This is a genomic window from Chitinophaga flava (assembly GCF_003308995.1).
In the GTDB taxonomy this organism is placed as follows: domain Bacteria; phylum Bacteroidota; class Bacteroidia; order Chitinophagales; family Chitinophagaceae; genus Chitinophaga; species Chitinophaga flava.
Genome location: NZ_QFFJ01000001.1, coordinates 2,099,357 through 2,118,256 on the forward strand (window position 1 = coordinate 2,099,357; position 18,900 = coordinate 2,118,256).

Consider the following 18,900-nt stretch of genomic DNA (forward strand, 5'->3'; position numbering starts at 1 on the left):
CATCATCTTAACAAGGTTACATTTCCTGTCTTACTGCCTTTTGTGCCATCAGTAAACTCGAGGCTTACCACATAGGCATATGCGTCAATGGGCTGCAGTTCACCCTTATACCGGCCATCCCAGCCAATTCTGGGGTCTGAACTTTCAAAAACCAACTGACCCCAGCGATTGAATATTTTCAGATTGAATTTCGTTGCACCAAAAGCCTTCACATAGAATACATCATTTACACCGTCATTGTTTGGAGAAAATGCCGATGGCACATCAAATAAAGGCACTACAATCGCACTCACCTGTTTACAGGTGGTTTCCGTACAACCTTCCGGATTGGAAGAAGTCAGACACACGTTATATGTCCCCGTTCTCAGGTACTGATGTACCGGGTTCCAGATAGAAGTGGTATCTCCATCACCAAAGTTCCACAATGCACGGGTAGCACCTCCCTGAGACAGGTTGGTGAAAGTGACAGGTGTATTCTCTGTAGCCTTCGCCGGCGTAAAGTCGAAGTCTGCTGTAGGTGGCGGGGCTACCAACACCTTTTTGGTAATACTGTCTTTTTTATTGCAGGTGTTTTCATCCAGCGCCAGCAGTTTTACATTCCACAAACCAGCTGTATTAAACTTATGGGTAGGGTAAGGATCGCTGGATGTAGAACCATCGTCCTCGAACGTCCAGAGGAAGCTATCTCCACCCAATGTGCCATTATCGAGCTTCAGCTCGGTGCCCAAACAAACGGTGTCCGGCATAGTAAACTGTGCAGTAACGTTAACGGCCACACGCAGTGGCTTGGTAATCGTTTCCGGTGCATTACAGAAGTTGGTGTCTACCAGCGTAAGGCTCACATTGTAGATGCCAGGGGCACTAAACTTATGGGCATACGGGAACTTGGAAGGGCCTACATACTCCGGTTTGGAACCATCTCCCAGATCGAAGATAAAGGAGCTGTCGCCAAAGTGGCCGGCAGGCGTTGCATTACTGGTGAATAGATAAGCCAGGTCCTGACAGGGTTGCTGACGCTGGGCATCAAAATCAAATTTCGCTTCATTATCGCCCAGTTTTATGTCGATATAGGCAGTATCGGCACCATTACAGCTGGCACGGTCTACTTTTACCAGCATAATGGTATAGCTACCTACGTTCTGGAATGTATGTTTCACTGTGTCAGTTCCAATCACTACCGGTGAGCCATCTCCAAAATGCCATTCCCATCTTTCTGCCGAAAGACGGGTAGTATCCACAAAAGTGATTTCTTTAGGTGCACAGTAGTTCACTCTTCTGTTCAGCGTTTTAATACCTGCTTTAACACCATCGAGGTTAAAGGCTATTTTCAGTGCACCATAGTTACAGCCCGGAGGCGGTGTACTGGAATAAGCACCGGGTGTGGTGGGATAACGGGGCTTGGCGCCGTTCTGGCTTACATTACACCAGGCACAGATACCCTGATAGATCACACCGTTACGATCAAAGCGGCTGGTACCACCATCCACATGCTCATATAAACCATTACCGCCAAACCAGCTGCCAAACAACTGACTGGCCGCATCCCGCTGCAGCACAAAGAAATAAAAGTCCATACCGTCTGTTGTACTCTGGATGGCGTTTTTCTCCGGCAGCCCGAAAGTACCCGAGTTGGGGTAATGCAATGAGTTGTTGATACCACCACCCCATCCGGACACATATACGTTTTCGCAGCGATCTACCAGGAAAGCGGTCGGTGAAATCGAAGGTGTCCCTGCAATTTGTCTCCTTTTACCAAAGGTAGTGGAGTATACAAAAGCGCTCAGATCGGGCTGTAACTTCACAATATACTGGAGTGAGTTATCATTGTAATCACCGGGGTTCAGCAGTTTAATGGGCCAGGTACCTTCTGTAGTACCCATTGCATATATGTAGCCGTTTTTATCCAGCTGGATACCATATACCTGATCCGCCGAAGGATCATCTGAACCCAGGAAGGTACTTTGCAGGATTTTAGTACCATCATTGGTAATATGGGCAATAAAGCCATCACATACTCCACCTCTGTAAGCGGGATAGATGACGCCGGGAGTGACCGGGAAATTACCACTGGCAGTACCACCAGCCACATACAGGGTATTGAGTTTGTTTAATGCTATCACATAAGCGGCATCTTCCGCAGAACCACCCAGATAACTGGCCCATACCAGTCCACGGCACATAGGGTTGATCTTCATCACCACACCATCCTGAGAGCCTCCAAAGGTCCCCTGAAAAACACCGGCTGTTACCGGGAAATCAGAAGAACGGGTACAGCTGGCCACATAGATATATCCTGCATCATCGATCACTACTTCACTGCGGGCATCATCACCATAGTTACGAAGTAATACCCAGTCGCCGCCAGCACGGTTTTCACGCATGTTTACACCGTCATCACCACTGCCGGCGATGATCAGTGAGCCGATCAAACCCGTGCCTGTTGCATTGAGTTTGGTGACTACAATATCCCATCCGCCTCTGTTGGTACCTTCAATTTTATCATAAGGATAGTTACCCGAAGTTGTTCTGCCGGAGATCACGAGGTTGCCCTGCTGATCTACGAAAAGACTGTGAGGCTGCTCCTGTCCGTCGCCGCCCAGGTAAGTGGCATAAATAAGCTTGGTCCCATTGGGATTGAACTTGGAGATCGCAATATCAAAAGCACCACCATTGAAGGCGGTTTTAAACGCGCCGGTAGTAACGGGATAACCATTATTGAATACGATACCGCCACCGTAGAAGTTTCCGGCATCATCATAGGTAGCCGTAAAGCCCCAGTTATCGGCACGGGAACCGGAAACGGTAGAAAACACATACACCGGGTCTATCACCAACGGATACGCCTGATTGTATTCTCCGGAGATCTTAAATCCTACCTTGTTGCCATTCAACCGATAAGATACTTTTACCGGCACACGCTGGTTATTCACATATTGGTAGGCGTATGGCAGCTGTTCCAGCACATCGCCTACAGAAGTATGTACCAGTAGTTGTCCTTTTTTGATTTCCATTCCGGCGGCCCCTTCATACGACAGCTGTATTTTATCGGGGTTGGCGCCCGCTGCCACAATGATATCATATTTCAGCTGGGAAGCATCGGAATATACGTGGGCGTCGATACCGGGATAGATGGATTTATACACCAGCCCCTGATACGATTTTACGTTGGAAGCCCATTTGGTGCGGTCGTTACCGATAAAGTAGTTGCTGATAGCTTCCTGTTGTTTTTCGGGGATGATTTCAGGGCTGGGGTTGGCGCCGATGAAATCTACCTTATAGGCATGTCCTCTTACATCAGGAAGACGGCCTGGTCTTGGTGGTGGTTTTTCGCCGCTGCTGACAGCAGGATTGTTCACAGACTTACCAGCTGATGCACTGTTTTTACCAACGATCACAGCTGATGCAGATGAGTCGGTTGCTGCACCATGTCCATGCATATACTCGTAAAGATCATGCATATCCTCCTTGCTGTACAGCATGAAAGTAAACCCTGTTTTTCTCAGGTATATATCGGCAGTACCAACATCTGATTTGTAAAGGACCTGCGGGTCCCACTGGCCTTTATTCTCGATAAAGTTCAATGGCGTGAAATTGGTTTGCTGTTGTCCCCGGGCCTTATATCCGGTAAACAACAGAAGAATCATCATTCCAGCAAGGCCGCTCGGGAGGGTAAATTTCAACGGGATAAAATTTATTTTAATGCTAAAAAAACCAATATACATCTATAAACGCAGAAGCCCATTAAATTGTTACGGGCACTCACTATAATACCGCTGTCCTCACGATAGTTTTCAGGGCCTATACTATTAACTAAGACTGTATAAATTAATAAACGTTAAAAGCGTCAGGAAATTTTACTCCATTGAGATTTCCCGCGCTGAAGGGCTAAATATTCCTTTAAGCCTTGATTCTCAGGCAGGACGAGGTCTGTATCTTCTGATAGAATTTTTTCAGCGCTTACACGGGCAGCATCCAGGATAGCTTTATCCTGCAGAATATCAGCCAGTTTGAAATCCAGTACGCCGCTCTGGCGGGTACCTTCGATATCGCCCGGGCCACGAAGCTCCATATCTTTTTCTGAGATAATAAAACCGTTGTTGGTCTGCACCATTACGTTGATACGTTCTTTAGAAACCTGGCCCAGCTTATTACCTGTCATCAGGATACAGAAAGACTGTTCAGCACCGCGGCCTACGCGGCCTCTCAGCTGGTGAAGCTGCGACAGACCAAAGCGTTCAGTACTTTCAATCACCATCACGGAAGCATTGGGCACATTCACGCCTACTTCAATCACGGTGGTGGCCACCATGATGTTGGTATCGCCGGATACAAAGCGCTGCATGTTGGTTTCCCGCATCTCTGCAGGCTGGCGGCCATGTACCATGCTGATATAGTACTGTGGTTCAGGGAAAAACGCTTTCACTTCCTCATAACCTTTCATGAGGTTTTCATAATCCATTTTCTCACTGTCTTCAATCAGCGGGTATACGATATAAGCCTGGCGGCCTTTTTTGATTTCTTCCCGGATGAAGTCCATCACCTGCGGACGCTGGAATTCAGTGCGATGTACCGTAGTAATTGGTTTTCTGCCGGGAGGCATTTCATCGATAACGGAAACGTCAAGATCTCCGTAGATGGTCATGGCCAGCGTTCTTGGTATAGGCGTGGCCGTCATGACCAGTATATGAGGGGGTATATCGTTTTTTTCCCATAGCCGTGCCCGTTGGGCTACCCCAAAACGGTGCTGTTCATCTGCGATGGCCATTCCCAGGTTCTGGAATACCACTTCTTTTTCCAACAGGGCATGTGTCCCTACCAGGAAATGAATACTGCCATCAGCGATGCCGGCCAGTATCTGTTTACGGGCCTTGCCTTTGACACTACCGGTCAACAGTGCAATCTTAACATCCATAGGCTGAAGCAGCTCCGCCAGGCCTTTATAGTGCTGTTGTGCGAGGATTTCCGTAGGAGCCATCAGACAGGCCTGGAAACCGTTATCTTTTGCCAGCAGCATAGACAACAGGGCCACCATGGTTTTACCACTGCCCACATCACCCTGTAACAGGCGGTTCATCTGACGGCCATGCACGGTGTCCATCCGGATTTCCTTCAGCACTCTTTTTTGTGCGCCGGTGAGGTCAAAAGGCAGATGATGATTGTAAAATTCGTTGAACGATTCTCCTACTGCTCCAAACACATAACCCTGCGAGAGCTTATGCCTTTTGATTTTCAGACGGCATATGCGTATCTGGGCAATAAACAATTCTTCAAATTTCAGGCGTCGTTGTGCCTGGCGTGCATCCTCTTCACCAGCAGGAAGGTGTATCTTGAAATACGCCATGGATCTGGGCATCAGCCGGTATTGCTGTAACACTTCCACCGGAATATTCTCCCTTACTTCCATAGGTGACATCTGTTCGAGCAATGCCTTCGTCAGTTTTCCAATAGCCTTTGCCGTTAGTCCGCGTGCTTTCAGTTTTTCGGTAGTGGAATATACGGGTTCCAGGAACTGTTTGCCGGAGGCTATTTCTTCTGTGAGCAAGTCCATCTCCGGGTGCGCCAGTTGTGGCACGCCATTGAATACAGAGATGCGGCCATACACCAGATAAGCTACATTTTCGCGCAGCGCTTTCTGCATCCACTGCCATCCCTGAAACCACACCAGCTCTATCACACCGGTTTCATCTTTAAAAGTAGCTACCAGTCTTTTTCCTCTGTTTTCACCCACTACTTCCATCCGGAGAATGCGCCCACGTATCTGCACAAAATCTTCATATCCACTAAGGGAAGATATCTTGTCTATTTTCGTACGGTCTACATAGCGGAAAGGAAAATACTGTAGCAGATCGCCAAAGGTATGCACACCGATTTCCTTCCGCAACAGTTCTCCCTTCTGCGGGCCTACACCTTTGAGGTATTCAATCGGGTTGGATAATATGGCAGTGAAAGTAGAAATAGTTAACTGTTTTTTAATGAGCCACGAAGATAACCAATCAGCGTAGACTGATTTCAATGATAGCAGGATGTTTTTTAAAAAGATTAGCGAAGATGAAAGCTATGACAGCTTTTATCTTCGCTAAGTATATTGTTCCGTAACGGAATTATTCTGCGTCAGCAGTTACTTTACCTTCTACGAACTGTTTCATCCATTCAGTGGTAACAGATTTAGGTCTTTCCAGAGAGAGGCCCAATCCTCTGTCCCAGCAGAGAGATGCCAGTACGCCCAGTGCACGGGAAACGCCGAACAGTACGGTGTAGAATTCATATTCCACCATTCCGTAATGTACCAGCAATGCGCCGGAGTGAGCGTCTACGTTTGGCCATGGGTTTTTCACCTTGCCCAGTTCCTGCAGGATTGGTGGTACGGTTTCGTATACTGTCCATACGATTTTCACCAGTTCATCATTAGGCAGGTGTTTTTTAGCAAACTCCATCTGCGCAGTAAAGCGGGGATCAGTTTTACGCAGTACAGCGTGACCATAACCTGGTACTACTTTACCTTCCGCCAGGGTTTTACGAACGTATGCTTCGATTTGTTCTTTGGTAGGCATGCCACCACCCAGTTCTTCACGCATAGAGAGTATCCATTTGATCACTTCCTGGTTGGCCAGGCCATGCAGCGGACCTGCGAGACCGTTCATACCAGCGGAAAATGACAGATAAGCATCGCTGAGGGCAGAACCTACGAGGTGTGTCGTGTGTGCGCTCACGTTACCACCTTCGTGGTCGGCGTGGATCACCATGTACAGGCGCATCAGTTCTTTAAATCCTTCGTCAGAATAACCCAACATATGAGCGAAGTTACCTGCCCAGTCGAGCATGCCATTAGGCTGGATATGCTGACCGCCTTTGTATTTGCGGCGATAGATGTAGGCAGCGATACGAGGGAGACGGGCGATGAGGTTCATCGTGTCTTCGTACATATAGCTCCAGTAGTCTTTTTTATTGATTCCTTCGGCATATGCTTTTGCAAAAAGAGATTCTGTTTGCAGCGCCATGATACCTACGGTAAACATAGTCATTGGGTGAGTAGTGATCGGCAGGGCTTCAATAGCGTCAAATACGTGGTTGGGTACATGAGAACGACGGCCCCACATGCTGGATAAATACTGCACATCTGCTTCAGTAGGCAGTTCACCAATCAGCATCAGATAAAACAACCCCTCCGGTAATGGTTCTGCACCACCTGGCGCTTTTGGTAAATGTTCCCTCAGTTCTGGAATCGAGTACCCACGAAAGCGGATACCTTCGTTGGCGTCCAGCAGGGAGGTTTCCGTTACGATGCCAGTAATACCGCGCATACCCTGGTAAACCTGCGCAATAGTTACGTCCTCAATTTTTTTTGATCCATGATTTTTTACCAGGTCCTTTACTTCAACGTTAAGATCATCTGCTTTAACCTTGAATTTTTCTTTTATGTACCCCATTTTACTGCTATTGTTTATAAATGAAAACAAAATCGATCAATTGTCAAAAGTAATGATTTGTTAACGAAGTTACCACCATTCAATGGTATTTAATGTCAATTTAACAACCAGACAACCAATGCATGACTGTAAAAACTACCGCAGCAAAAACACTATAACATTATTAATTATCAATTATTTACAAGTAGTAAAATATTATCACCCATTAAGCGTTAAAGAAATGTAAATTTTTTCAGAATGAATTGAAAATATTGAAAGAAGCAACGCTGAAATTTCATTTTCATTCATTGATTTGGACAATTTCCGTATACATGACCGATTAGGAATACATGGAAACTATAAGGAAGGCTAAATCAGCCAATCCCACTATGGCCGGGTGAAAATTGCAGACATTGTTTCGGCACTTTAAAAATAAAAAACGGGGCTGACCAGTACTGGTCAGCCCCGCTTATGTTGAAAAGGGAAAAATCATCATTTAGGTGCGCGGCGGTACAGATACAACGCCAGTCCGCCAAAGAGGAAATTGGGTATCCACACAGCCACCAGCGGGTTGAGATCCGCTTTGGTACTGAACACAGTAGTGAACTGCATCAGGATAATGTAGCTGGCACTGATCACGATACCTACGGCCAGATGCAGCCCGCTGCCACCTCTCACCTTTTTGGCTGCGATAATACCGCCGATAATGGTGAGGATGACCACGGCCGCTGCCGCGGCTGTTCTCCGGTAGTATTCCACCCAGTAGGTATTAAGCCCTTCGGAGCCACGGATGGCTTCGCGATTAATATATTTGCGCAGATCCGGTGTTGTCATGGCTTCCTGCAGGTTTTTCACCTCCAGCAGATCTTTAGGCACCAAAGGAATTTTAAGGGTAGAGTCCTGCAGGCTGACCCATTTTTCCTTGAGACCATCCATATGCCGTACAGACACATAATCGAGCCTCCAGGCTCTTTTGGTGGAATCCCAGGTGATCCTGTCTGCTCTCAGTTTGGTAGTCAGTTGTTGTCCGTTTACTCTTTCCAGTATGAAATTGCTGCCACTCTTATAGTTAGGATCGTAGGTACCGAAGGTAACGTAAGTAAAGCTGTCGATACGGCTGGTACGATCGTATTGCGACGTCTGATTATCCGGAGTACGGATCCTTGTATTTTCGAAAGTGGTGCGGATACGGTTGGCATTGGGTACTACCCAGTAGTTGGCCAGCCAGAGGATACCACCAAACAGGAAGGCACCTACCCAGTAAGGGCGTAAAAAACGGCGGAAACTCACGCCGGCGCTCAGGATAGCGATGATCTCCGAGCGATACGCCATTTTGGAGGTAAAAAAGATAACGGAAATGAAGATAAACAGGGGAAACAGCAAGGCGGCAATATGCGGGATAAAGCCAAAGTAATAATCCACGATCACATCGTGGAGGGATATATTATACTTAATGAAATCATCTATCTTCTCTGTAATATCGATCACTACGGAAATGACCAGCAATATCATCAGGGAATAAATAAACGTTCCAATGAGCTTGCGTAAAATGTACCAGTCTATTTTAGTCATGAGCCCAAAGATATTAGTTTATTTTATAGTCCGAACTTTTACAGGCGCGTTTTCAACTGCTGTACCATTCCTGTTTTCCAGGTAGCAAAGGTGCCTGCCAGTATCTGACGGCGGGCTTCTTTCACCAGTTCCAGGTAAAAGGCGAGGTTGTGGATACTCGCTAATGTCATGCCTAAAATTTCTCCGGCAACAAACAGGTGGCGCAGGTAGGCACGGGAGTAGCCGCTGGTAGCGAAGCAGTCGCTGTTTTCATCGATCGGACTGAAGTCGGTAGCCCATTTTTTATTCCGGATGTTCATCACGCCGTTCCAGGTGAAAAGCATACCATTACGACCATTGCGGGTAGGCATCACGCAATCGAACATGTCTACGCCCAGGGCGATGTTTTCCAGGATATTCCAGGGGGTACCTACGCCCATGAGGTAGCGGGGCTTGTCTTTGGGCAGGATATCGCATACCAGGCCGCACATATCGTACATTTCATTTTCAGGCTCTCCTACGCTCAGGCCGCCGATAGCATTACCGGCTGCGCCACGGGAGGCGATATATTCTGCGGAGGCTTTGCGGAGATCTTTATAGGTACTGCCCTGTACAATAGGGAACAGTGTTTGTTCGTGGCCATAAGCCGGCTGGGTATCACCCAGGCGCTGAATACAGCGGTCCAGCCAACGGTGGGTGAGTTCCATCGACTTCCGCGCATAGCGGTATTCAGACGGATATGGCGGGCATTCATCGAATGCCATGATAATATCCGCTCCGATGGTGCGCTGGATGTCCATCACATTTTCGGGGGTAAAGAGGTGTTTGGAACCGTCTATATGCGACTGGAACACCACGCCCTCTTCCTTGATTTTACGGTTAGCCGCCAGGGAAAACACCTGATATCCGCCACTGTCGGTAAGGATAGGGCGGTCCCAGCCGTTAAATTTATGCAGACCGCCTGCCAGTGACAGCACTTCCAGGCCTGGCCTCAGATAGAGGTGATAGGTATTGCCGAGGATGATCTGCGCCTGCACATCATCCCGTACCTGCTCCTGTGTGATAGCTTTTACGCTACCCACAGTACCTACCGGCATAAAAATCGGTGTTTCTATTTCCCCGTGGGCAGTGGTAATTTTACCCGCCCTGGCATTGCTGCCGCTATCTGTTGTGATCAGTTCAAAATTCACGGTCTTAATTTCAAGCCTGCAAAGATCGGAATATTTGGCGATTTGACGGTTTGATATTTGGAGCGAACGGAAGATCGTCTGCTTTACAACTTTCAAATTATCAAATAAATAATCCGGATTCGAAACGATTTATTATTTTACAGATAATAAAAATATTATATTTTTGCCAGCATTATGCTTGACAATCTGGGTGAAATTGCCTTATACTTTTTTGCTGCCGTTGCAGGGATACAAACGATCTATTATTTGTTTGTTTTCTCCCGGGTAGCTTTCTACCGTCGTAAGTTTGACCTGGACCTCGCGCCCGAAGGGCCTTTTTCCGTGATCATCTGCGCAAAAGACGAAGAGCTGAATCTTCAGAAAAATCTGCCGGGGGTCCTGCAGCAACGTTATCATGTACACCACAAGCCGGAATATGAGGTGATTGTGGTAAATGATAACTCCGAAGACGACACCAAATATTATCTCCGCTCCATAGAGCCCGGTTATCCACACTACCGGCACATCGAAATCAAGCAGGCTGCCAAATTCATCCCCGGAAAAAAATACCCGCTGTCAATAGGTCTCAAAGGAGCCCAGTATGAAAACGTACTGCTCACTGACGCCGACTGCAAACCGGGCAGCACCTATTGGTTATCACTGATGAGCCAGGGATTTGCGGATGAGAAAGAGATCGTACTGGGTTACGGAGCATACCACAAAAAACCCGGTTTCCTGAACAAGGTGATCCGTTACGAAACATTTTTCGGCGCCATGCAACACCTGTCTTTTGCCATGAGCGGCATGCCCTATATGGGCGTGGGCCGCAACCTGGCCTATAAAAGAGAGCTGTTTTTCCGGCACAAGGGCTTTACCAGCCACCAGCACCTGGCCAGCGGCGATGATGATCTGTTTGTGAATGCCGCCGCCAACCGTAAAAACGTAGGCGTAGTGATAGATAAACAGGCTTTTACCTATTCTGAGCCTAAACAGAACTGGAAAAGCTGGTTCAGACAAAAAACCCGGCATATGTCCACCGGCAAACACTATCGTTTCGGACATAAATTTGTGCTGGGCCTGTTTTCCCTGACCCATTTCCTCTTCTACCCTGCCTTTATCCTCGCCCTGTTTTTCCCGCCGCCGATTTTATGGTATGCCTTGGGCATCTTCGGGATAAAAGTGCTGACCCAGTCCATCATCACCTATGCAGCCATGCGTAAACTGGATGAAAGTGATCTGTTTAAGTTCAGCTGGCTGATGGATATCTTCATGGTATTTTATTACATCATATTTACACCGGCATTGATGTTTAAGTCAAAAAACCGCTGGTAACGGTGATGTATTTGATGTTTATGATGCTCCTGATGAGTGGAGATTATTGATTGTTTTTTTATTTTTTAAGATAGTTTAAATGAAGCGCCTGTTGCAGGCGCTTCATTTTTTATATCCGCTTATCAGGGTTATCAGTAAAAATCATAATAAAATCACAGTATTTTTGCGACATGGAAATTATTTTAAAGTATTTCAGCGATTTTTCGCCTGTTCAGTTAAAGCAGTTTGAAGCCCTGAAAGGATTGTATGAAGAATGGAACGAGAAGATCAACGTCATATCCCGGAAAGATATTGACTCTCTGTATGAGAGACATGTGTTGCATTCACTGAGTATAGCGGCCGTCGCAGATTTCCAGCCGGACACCCAGATACTGGACCTCGGTACCGGTGGTGGTTTTCCGGGCATTCCGCTGGCGATCTTTTTCCCGGAAGTACAGTTTCATCTGGTGGATTCCATCGGCAAAAAAATAAAGGTAGTACAAGGCGTCAGCGAAGCGCTGGGGCTGAAAAACGTGACCACCGCCCATAGCCGGGTGGAGGATATAAAAAACCGTAAATTCGATATTGTAGTATCAAGGGCAGTAGCTCCGCTGGGTGACCTCTGGCGCTGGAGCAAACCGGTATTAAAGAAGTCTGCTGTACCAGGCAAACAGTTTGAAAAAGGGCTGATATGCCTCAAAGGCGGAGACCTAAACCAGGAAATTGCTGATAGCGGTGTCAAACCCAGGCTGCTCAACATCTATGACATCTTCCCTGAAGAAAGTTTCAAAGACAAATATATTGTGCTGGCCAAAAGCTGATGAATACCGCCTCCGGAGCTGATTTTGTTACCCCCTTGATATTTTTTCCCAAAAATAAAATATCGGCATTTCTGTTTCGTCTTCCTTATTACGATGAAACAGTTGCTCCTCACAAACAGCATCATGGCCCAAGAGCAAAACGAACGCATACAAGCTACTGTGAAGCAGGAACGTAAGCGTTTGCTGAACTTCATCCGGCAGCGTGTCAACAACGCGTCGGATGCGGAGGATATACTGCAGGATGTGCTGTACCAGTTCACGGAATATCTCCGGCTGGGCAGCCAGATAGACTCCATTACCGGCTGGCTGTTTGCTGTGACCCGCAACCGTATTACAGACTGGTTCCGTAAGAAAAAGGAAACGCCATTCACTAACTATGTTCGCGAAATAGAAGGAGAAGAAGTCCTTTTCCTGCCGGAATTACTCTCCGATGAATCCCTGCAGGCTGATACACCCATGGTTCGGAAAATCATGTCTGAAACAATCATGCAGGCCATCGATGAGCTGCCGGCAGAACAAAAACAGGTATTCCTCCAGCATGAACTCGAAGGTAAATCGTTCAAGGAAATGAGCGAAGAAACCGGTGTCAGTGTGAATACACTACTGTCGAGAAAACGTTATGCTGTTTTGTACCTCCGTGAACGGCTGGCAGAACTGTACCGTGAATTATTCGATAACTAAAAAATTCTTACAATATGCGACCCGCAAAAAAAATCGGTTTAATCATTTTGGGCATTGCCTTCTTTGCCGCTGTCATTCTGTTGACACAAGTACTGTGGAATAATCTGATACCAGAACTTTTCCATGGGCCGGTGATCAGTTACTGGCAGGCACTCGGATTGCTGGTACTGGGTAAACTCCTCTTTGGCTGGCATGGTCATAACCGCGGCTGGGGCGGCGGATGGCGCCAGCGCCGGGAATGGAAAGAACGGATGAAGGAAAAGATGGCCGATATGACACCCGAACAAAAGGAAAAAATGAAAGCATTTTTCCGCAGCCGCTGTGGCAGCGGAAGATTTGAATGGCACGATGAAGAAACAGCCCCCTGGAAAGATGTAGCAGATGAGAAACCGCAAAACAAAGACATTTAACCTAAATCCTCCGGCTATGATAGGCATCTTCAAAACCAATATTAACAGTCAGCACGCCAAACAACAGATGATCCACGCCATTACTTCCCGTTTTGAAGTAGGCAGCTGCCATGTAGACCTCGACGACTGCGATAAGGTATTAAGGATAGCTGACCTTCAGGTGACTGAAAATATTATCATTGAATTTGTACAAAGACAGGGTTTTTCATGTGAACCATTGGAATAATTGAACTTTTTAGGGAGAAATGATCAAATTAGCGAGATAGGTACCTGGAAAGTAAATATTGTTCTTATTTATATCTATCAATTTATTGGACAGGTCACAAAACCGGCGTAACTTCAGAAAGAATGCAAATGGCCCGGGTATAACATACTGCTGCGTCCGGTTTTGTGTATTTATGAACCCTCTAAATCATTTCCTATGTACCTGAACCAGCATGAGATTCGTTCTCTGTTAAATAGAAGCTTCGATCACTTTGTTGATTTTGTGCAGGCATTGCCTGATCATCGTTTTACCGCCACACCATACGGTAAATGGTCCGCCGGACAACAACTTCATCATCTTATCAAATCTGTAAGGCCGGTAACCACCGCCATGGGTTATCCCAGGATATTGCTGCGTTACTTTGGTGTAAGTCAGCTCCCTTCGCGCTCCTACGATATGCTCGCAGAACAATACGACCAGGTGCTGGCCCATGGCGCCAAATCCACCGGTGCCTATCTCCCCGGCGTTATCTACAGCGCCCAACGACCTGTGCTGATCCAGGAATTTGTCAAACAGAAGGAAAAACTGCTGGCACATCTGGACAACTGGTCAGAAAACGATCTTGATAAGTATCGGTTACCTCATCCCCTGCTTGGAAAAATTACGATCAGGGAAATGTTGTACTTCACCGCCTACCATAATCAGCACCACCTCGAAAAGCTGCAAGACCACGAGCTACGCAGCCATACATGGGAAAATCAATTACAACAACTGATATTTTAACAACCTCATCACGAACATATTTTCTACACCTGGATCAGGACGCTTACCGTCCTGATCTTTTTTTTACCCGGATTTTGTAATTTGTATCAACCACCTGCCACCGTTCAATAGCCCACATGCCGCTTTAGCTGTAATGAACGTATACATGAAAGAACCCAACATGACAAAAACAGCCCTAGTTTTAGGCGGCGGCGGCGCACGTTGTGCCTTTGCCATCGGAGCGATCCAGTACTTCCGTCAGCATCATCCGGATATGCGTTTCGACATCCTCTGCGGCACCAGCAGTGGCTCCCTTATCGCCTTCCTCACCGCCATCGAAGAAAATGAACTCACTGAAAAAATCTTTACCGCCAATGTTACACAAGACTTCCTCTCCACCTCCCACGCCATCCAACGGCTGGCCAACAACAATCTTTCGCTTTACAACATCGTTCCACTGCTGCATAAAGTGAATGCTGTTATCACCGAAGAACGCTTTCAGCGCCTGATGACAGCCGAAAGGGAATTGTTTATTGCCACCCGGAGCCTGCAAACAGGTCGTTCCGTTTATTTCTCCAATCAGGCTTCCGGCGAAAGCACCTATGATATCAGAAAAGCTAGTGACCTGAATGAGCTGCGTGACGCCGTAGTGGCCTCTTTCACGCAACCCGCGTTTATGCCGCCGGTAGAAATTACAATGTCCAATCAACCCATGCAACAGTTCATTGATGGCGGAGGCCCCCTCTACGCACCGGTAAAACTCGCCATCGACCGGGGCGCTACTGACATCTACGTGATATTACATACGCCTGCCGCACCAGAGCAATATCCGATTCAGTTCAAAAACCTGGTGGATGTGCTCGAACGCACTATGGACTGGAGCACCATCAACCTGGCAGTAAATGATATGGCCTTGCCGCTGGTATATAACCAGTCAATCCAATACCTGGAAGCGATCAAACTTAAACTGGCAGCAGCAGGTGTATCCCCTGATACCATAGCTGCCTGTTTCAATATTCCCGAGGCACGCCCATTTGAAGGCAAAAAAGTCATCAATATCAGGGTGCTGCGCCCGGATACTCCGCTTGACGCTGGTATGGGCGGCATGGAATTCATTAACCGCGCTGTTAAACTGATGATACAGGCCGGAGAATGGAAAGCTGCTCAGGCAATGGAACAGAGATAAAATAAAAGCCCCGGGCCGATATACCGGCCCGGGGCTTTTATTTATTTTTTCAGATCATCCTGAAGGTATCAGGATACTGCTTTGTTATTGCGTCTGTCCACATCTGCCAAACGCTGGCTGGGATCTATTTCCAGTTCTTTGATCTCAGACAGTGGCAGGTCTATTTCTACTTCGTAAGTAGGGTTGGTCCAGTACCATGCGGGCTCGACTATACGTTTTATAGCCGGTTGTTCGTTTGGCTTTTCTCCAAACATAATAGACAGCGGAATATAGTGCATTACCTGGTTGCCTTTTTTGTCGGTGACCATAAAGTCAATCGGCATAGGGAACTGGCCGATGCGGCGCAGGCGTACCATTGTTTTGTTGCCATTGCTGTATATGCTGTCGATACCATAATCGATATGTTTGGTAGAATTGATAAAGTACTGTTTGTACCAGTCCAGTTCAATACCGCTTTCTTTTTCCATTACACGGATAAAGTCGTTTGCATTCGGATGTTTGAAACGCCATTCGTTGTAATAACGCAGCAGACCGGCATCGCGGTTGGCAGCACCGATCACGTAACCTAACTGTTCCAGGAACACGGCTCCTTTGGAATAAGCAGTGAGGCTGTAGCCATAGTTGGTGTTGTAGTGGTCAGAATGGGTAGTAGCTGGTTCCTCAAACGGACTTCTTGCAAGTGCAAAGTAGCCGGCATAAGAATCTTCATGCGGATTTTTTCCTTTCAGGGAATCTACTGTATTGTAGATGGTATTATCCTGGCCGAAAGTGGTGAAACCTTCGTCCATCCAAGGGTAGAGGCTTTCGTTAGTAGCCAGCATACCCTGGTACCAGCTGTGCATCCATTCGTGGATCGCCACGCCATAGAGGCCATCCATCTTACCATTACCCAGTATCAGTGTGGACATTGGATATTCCATACCACCATCACCACCCTGGATGAAGGAATACTGCTGATAAGGATAAGCGCCGTAATGTGCTTTGATATAGTCGTAAGCGGCGGGTATCATTTTAGCCAGCCGGGGCCATGTTTCGCGGGTATTTTCATTTTCCAGGTAAAGGAAGTGGGCAGTAAAGCCATCTACTTTCTGGGTAATGTGCTTGTAATTCGGATCTGCGGCCCACATGAAGTCATGTACATTAGGAGCAATAAAATGCCAGGTAAGTGTGTTGCCTGCAGGGCGGGTAACCTTTGCACCGGGTGTTTCGTAGCCATAACCGATCTGGTTAGGGTTCTGGAGATAACCGGTACCACCCAGGATATATTTTTTATCGATGGTGATTTTCACATCGTAGTCGCCCCATACGCCGTAGAATTCACGGGCGATGTAAGGGGTTGGATGCCATCCTTCGTAGTCATATTCGCACATTTTGGGATACCACTGTGCCATGGAGAAGTCTACTCCTTCTGCGTTGTGGCGGCCACTTCTGCGGATTTGTACAGGTACCTGGGCTTCAAATTCCATGTCAAACACAGCTTTTGAATTTGGCAGGATAGGCTTGTCCAACGGCACTTCCAGGATGGTTTCCACTACTTTGAATGATTGTGGTTTCCCATCTCTTTTGAGGGAGATGATTTTCTGGTAGCCGATTTCATCGGGTTTCAGTTTGGAAATACGGTCACGTACCCGGTTGTCCCAGTCCAGACGGTTATTACCGCTTTTGTCTTTTCCAATGACAATTTTGCCCAGCTCACGGCTGCGCACGTCCATCATGCTACCCGGTTGAAATGCGTTCCAGTACAGGTGATAGAATACTTTTTTCAGTGTGTCGGGAGAGTTATTGAAATACTCCAGATGCTGCTTACCGGTAAATTTATTGGCGGGAGCATCCATTGCTACGTCCATGGTGTATTTCACCCTTTGCTGCCAGCGATCTGACTGTGCATTTAGTTGTAACCAACTGCCAGCCAGCATAGTGAGGGCCAGACAGCTTCCTAGTACCACTTTCATTCAGTTTTATTTTGATTCCGTGGCTAAAATAAACAATTCATCATTGGTATTTTGTAAATTCAGCAAAATTATACACCATATGTCAGCCCAAAAACTCATTGATGGTTATCCCTTCATCAGTTACACCCACGACAGTTTTGACCCACCTCAGATGAAAGCCCAAGCCGCTTCTTTTCAGCAATGGATGGACAAACGCAGGACAGTACGGGATTTTGCCGACACACCAGTCCCCAGGGAGGTGATAGCAAATATCATCCGTACCGCCAGCACAGCGCCTTCAGGCGCACACAAACAGCCCTGGACTTTTTGTGCCATCTCTGACCCGGCTCTCAAAAAGATCATCCGTGAAGAGGCCGAAAAAGAAGAATACCGGAGTTATAACGGGCGCATGCCGCAGGAATGGCTCAATGATCTGAAACCATTGCAGACCGACTGGCAGAAACCCTTTCTGGAAGTAGCTCCCTGGCTGATCGTGATGTTTAAACGGATTTATGAAACAGATGAGGGTGGCAAAAAGCACAACAACTACTATGTACAGGAAAGCATCGGTATTGCTGCCGGTTTTATGCTGGCGGCCATTCATCATGCGGGCCTGGTGGCGCTTACGCATACGCCCAGCCCAATGAATTTCCTGGCCGACATTCTGCAAAGGCCGGAAAATGAAAAGCCTTTTCTGCTGGTGCCGGTAGGCTATCCCGCTGAAACATGCTGGGTACCGGACATTCACCGGAAACCACTGGAAGATGTTGCTGTATTTTATGAAGGGAAATGATTAACTGGCGCCCTGCACTACTACTACGATCTCACCTTTCACTCCTTTCCCCTGGAAATAGTCGTGTACTTCCTGCAGGGTGCCGCGTTTGTTTTCCTCGAACATTTTAGTCAGTTCGCGGCTTACGCAGCAGGGGCGGTCTGGTCCGAAATACTGGATCAGGTCGGCCAGTGTTTTTACCAGCCGCATGGGAGATTCATAAAAAACGATAGTACGTTCTTCGGTGCTCAGCTGTGTAAACAGTGTATGGCGGCCTTTCTTCAGCGGCAGGAAACCTTCGAAGGTGAAGCGGTTCATAGGGATGCCACTGTTGACAAGAGCAGGCACAAAGGCTGTAGCGCCTGGCAGGCATTCTACCGGCACACCGGCACGGATACATTCACGGACCAGCAGGAAACCGGGATCGGAGATGCCGGGTGTCCCTGCGTCAGTGAGCATGGCCATGGTTTTGCCAGACTGCAGCTGTTGCAGCAGATGTTGAACAATCTTGTGTTCGTTATGCTGATGGTAGGGAGTTACCGGTTTGTTAATCTGGTAATGTTTGAGGAGTACGCTGGAGGTACGGGTATCTTCTGCCAGCACTAATTCCGCCTCCTCCAGTACTTTGACAGCCCGGTAAGTAATATCGGCCAGGTTGCCGATAGGAGATGGAATGAGGAATAATTTCATATAGA

At 47.3% G+C, this 18,900-nt stretch carries 15 protein-coding genes; 8 read left to right on the forward strand and 7 right to left on the reverse strand.

Annotation, left to right across the window (positions count from 1 at the left end):
- Positions 1-2: 2 nt before the first annotated feature.
- From DF182_RS08400 to tgt, 5 genes are all read right to left on the reverse strand, one after another.
- The gene (locus DF182_RS08400; RefSeq protein ID WP_161964092.1) at positions 3-3,680 is read right to left on the reverse strand and encodes a DUF7948 domain-containing protein; all 3,678 of its coding nucleotides are present in this window, start codon (positions 3,678-3,680) and stop codon (positions 3-5) included.
- A 164-nt stretch (positions 3,681-3,844) separates the two neighbouring features.
- Positions 3,845-6,013 (reverse strand): ATP-dependent DNA helicase RecG, encoded by a 2,169-nt coding sequence (gene recG, locus DF182_RS08405; protein ID WP_262511078.1) that lies wholly within the window; start codon positions 6,011-6,013, stop codon positions 3,845-3,847.
- Positions 6,014-6,101: 88 nt separating this feature from the next.
- Positions 6,102-7,427, reverse strand: coding sequence for a citrate (Si)-synthase, eukaryotic (locus DF182_RS08410; RefSeq protein ID WP_113615197.1), 1,326 nt, complete (start codon positions 7,425-7,427; stop codon positions 6,102-6,104).
- Positions 7,428-7,898: 471 nt separating this feature from the next.
- A complete protein-coding gene (locus DF182_RS08415) occupies positions 7,899-8,978 on the reverse strand; it encodes an LptF/LptG family permease (RefSeq protein WP_113615198.1) in 1,080 nt (359 codons plus the stop codon).
- A 38-nt stretch (positions 8,979-9,016) separates the two neighbouring features.
- On the reverse strand, positions 9,017-10,147 hold the full coding sequence (gene tgt, locus DF182_RS08420) for a tRNA guanosine(34) transglycosylase Tgt (protein ID WP_113616817.1): 1,131 nt from the start codon (positions 10,145-10,147) through the stop codon (positions 9,017-9,019).
- A gap of 174 nt (positions 10,148-10,321) precedes the next feature.
- Here tgt and DF182_RS08425 point away from each other — a divergent pair, with 174 nt between their 5' ends.
- The 7 genes from DF182_RS08425 (at position 10,322) to DF182_RS08455 (ending at position 15,502) form a co-directional block, all read left to right on the forward strand.
- On the forward strand, positions 10,322-11,458 hold the full coding sequence (locus tag DF182_RS08425) for a glycosyltransferase (protein ID WP_113615199.1): 1,137 nt from the start codon (positions 10,322-10,324) through the stop codon (positions 11,456-11,458).
- 170 nt (positions 11,459-11,628) lie between these two features.
- Positions 11,629-12,258: a 16S rRNA (guanine(527)-N(7))-methyltransferase RsmG gene (gene rsmG / locus DF182_RS08430; RefSeq protein ID WP_113615200.1), complete on the forward strand. Its 630-nt coding sequence runs from the start codon at positions 11,629-11,631 to the stop codon at positions 12,256-12,258.
- 123 nt (positions 12,259-12,381) lie between these two features.
- Positions 12,382-12,939: an RNA polymerase sigma factor gene (locus DF182_RS08435; protein ID WP_113616818.1), complete on the forward strand. Its 558-nt coding sequence runs from the start codon at positions 12,382-12,384 to the stop codon at positions 12,937-12,939.
- Positions 12,940-12,953: 14 nt separating this feature from the next.
- Complete coding sequence (locus tag DF182_RS08440; protein WP_211327081.1) at positions 12,954-13,349, forward strand: hypothetical protein; 396 nt, start codon at positions 12,954-12,956, stop codon at positions 13,347-13,349.
- 16 nt (positions 13,350-13,365) lie between these two features.
- Positions 13,366-13,575: a hypothetical protein gene (locus tag DF182_RS08445; protein ID WP_113615201.1), complete on the forward strand. Its 210-nt coding sequence runs from the start codon at positions 13,366-13,368 to the stop codon at positions 13,573-13,575.
- A 195-nt stretch (positions 13,576-13,770) separates the two neighbouring features.
- A complete protein-coding gene (locus tag DF182_RS08450; protein ID WP_113615202.1) occupies positions 13,771-14,337 on the forward strand; it encodes a DinB family protein in 567 nt (188 codons plus the stop codon).
- 160 nt (positions 14,338-14,497) lie between these two features.
- Positions 14,498-15,502, forward strand: a complete 1,005-nt coding sequence (locus DF182_RS08455) for a patatin-like phospholipase family protein (RefSeq protein ID WP_161964093.1) — start codon at positions 14,498-14,500, stop codon at positions 15,500-15,502.
- Between the two features lie 68 nt (positions 15,503-15,570).
- Here the strand turns inward: DF182_RS08455 and DF182_RS08460 are convergent, their stop codons facing one another.
- Positions 15,571-17,454 carry a M1 family metallopeptidase gene (locus DF182_RS08460; protein ID WP_161964094.1) on the reverse strand — a complete coding sequence of 628 codons (1,884 nt, stop codon included), beginning with the start codon at positions 17,452-17,454 and terminating at the stop codon, positions 15,571-15,573.
- Positions 17,455-17,533: 79 nt separating this feature from the next.
- Between DF182_RS08460 and DF182_RS08465 the strand changes: the two genes are divergently transcribed.
- Positions 17,534-18,226 carry a nitroreductase family protein gene (locus DF182_RS08465; protein WP_113615204.1) on the forward strand — a complete coding sequence of 231 codons (693 nt, stop codon included), beginning with the start codon at positions 17,534-17,536 and terminating at the stop codon, positions 18,224-18,226.
- Here DF182_RS08465 and rsmI read toward each other — a convergent pair whose 3' ends face one another.
- The gene (gene rsmI, locus DF182_RS08470; RefSeq protein WP_113615205.1) at positions 18,227-18,895 is read right to left on the reverse strand and encodes a 16S rRNA (cytidine(1402)-2'-O)-methyltransferase; all 669 of its coding nucleotides are present in this window, start codon (positions 18,893-18,895) and stop codon (positions 18,227-18,229) included.
- Positions 18,896-18,900: the final 5 nt, after the last annotated feature.

Excerpts from the sequence above, each read along its gene's own strand:
- DF182_RS08425 (WP_113615199.1), top strand. The coding sequence starts at position 10,322 with ATGCTTGACAATCTGGGTGAAATTGCCTTATACTTTTTTGCTGCCGTT.
- DF182_RS08450 (WP_113615202.1), top strand. The coding sequence starts at position 13,771 with ATGTACCTGAACCAGCATGAGATTCGTTCTCTGTTAAATAGAAGCTTC.
- DF182_RS08415 (WP_113615198.1), bottom strand. The coding sequence starts at position 8,978 with ATGACTAAAATAGACTGGTACATTTTACGCAAGCTCATTGGAACGTTT.
- DF182_RS08410 (WP_113615197.1), bottom strand. The coding sequence starts at position 7,427 with ATGGGGTACATAAAAGAAAAATTCAAGGTTAAAGCAGATGATCTTAAC.
- DF182_RS08435 (WP_113616818.1), top strand. The coding sequence starts at position 12,382 with ATGGCCCAAGAGCAAAACGAACGCATACAAGCTACTGTGAAGCAGGAA.
- DF182_RS08445 (WP_113615201.1), top strand. The coding sequence starts at position 13,366 with ATGATAGGCATCTTCAAAACCAATATTAACAGTCAGCACGCCAAACAA.
- DF182_RS08440 (WP_211327081.1), top strand. The coding sequence starts at position 12,954 with ATGCGACCCGCAAAAAAAATCGGTTTAATCATTTTGGGCATTGCCTTC.
- DF182_RS08455 (WP_161964093.1), top strand. The coding sequence starts at position 14,498 with ATGACAAAAACAGCCCTAGTTTTAGGCGGCGGCGGCGCACGTTGTGCC.
- DF182_RS08465 (WP_113615204.1), top strand. The coding sequence starts at position 17,534 with ATGTCAGCCCAAAAACTCATTGATGGTTATCCCTTCATCAGTTACACC.
- rsmG (WP_113615200.1), top strand. The coding sequence starts at position 11,629 with ATGGAAATTATTTTAAAGTATTTCAGCGATTTTTCGCCTGTTCAGTTA.
- rsmI (WP_113615205.1), bottom strand. The coding sequence starts at position 18,895 with ATGAAATTATTCCTCATTCCATCTCCTATCGGCAACCTGGCCGATATT.
- DF182_RS08460 (WP_161964094.1), bottom strand. The coding sequence starts at position 17,454 with ATGAAAGTGGTACTAGGAAGCTGTCTGGCCCTCACTATGCTGGCTGGC.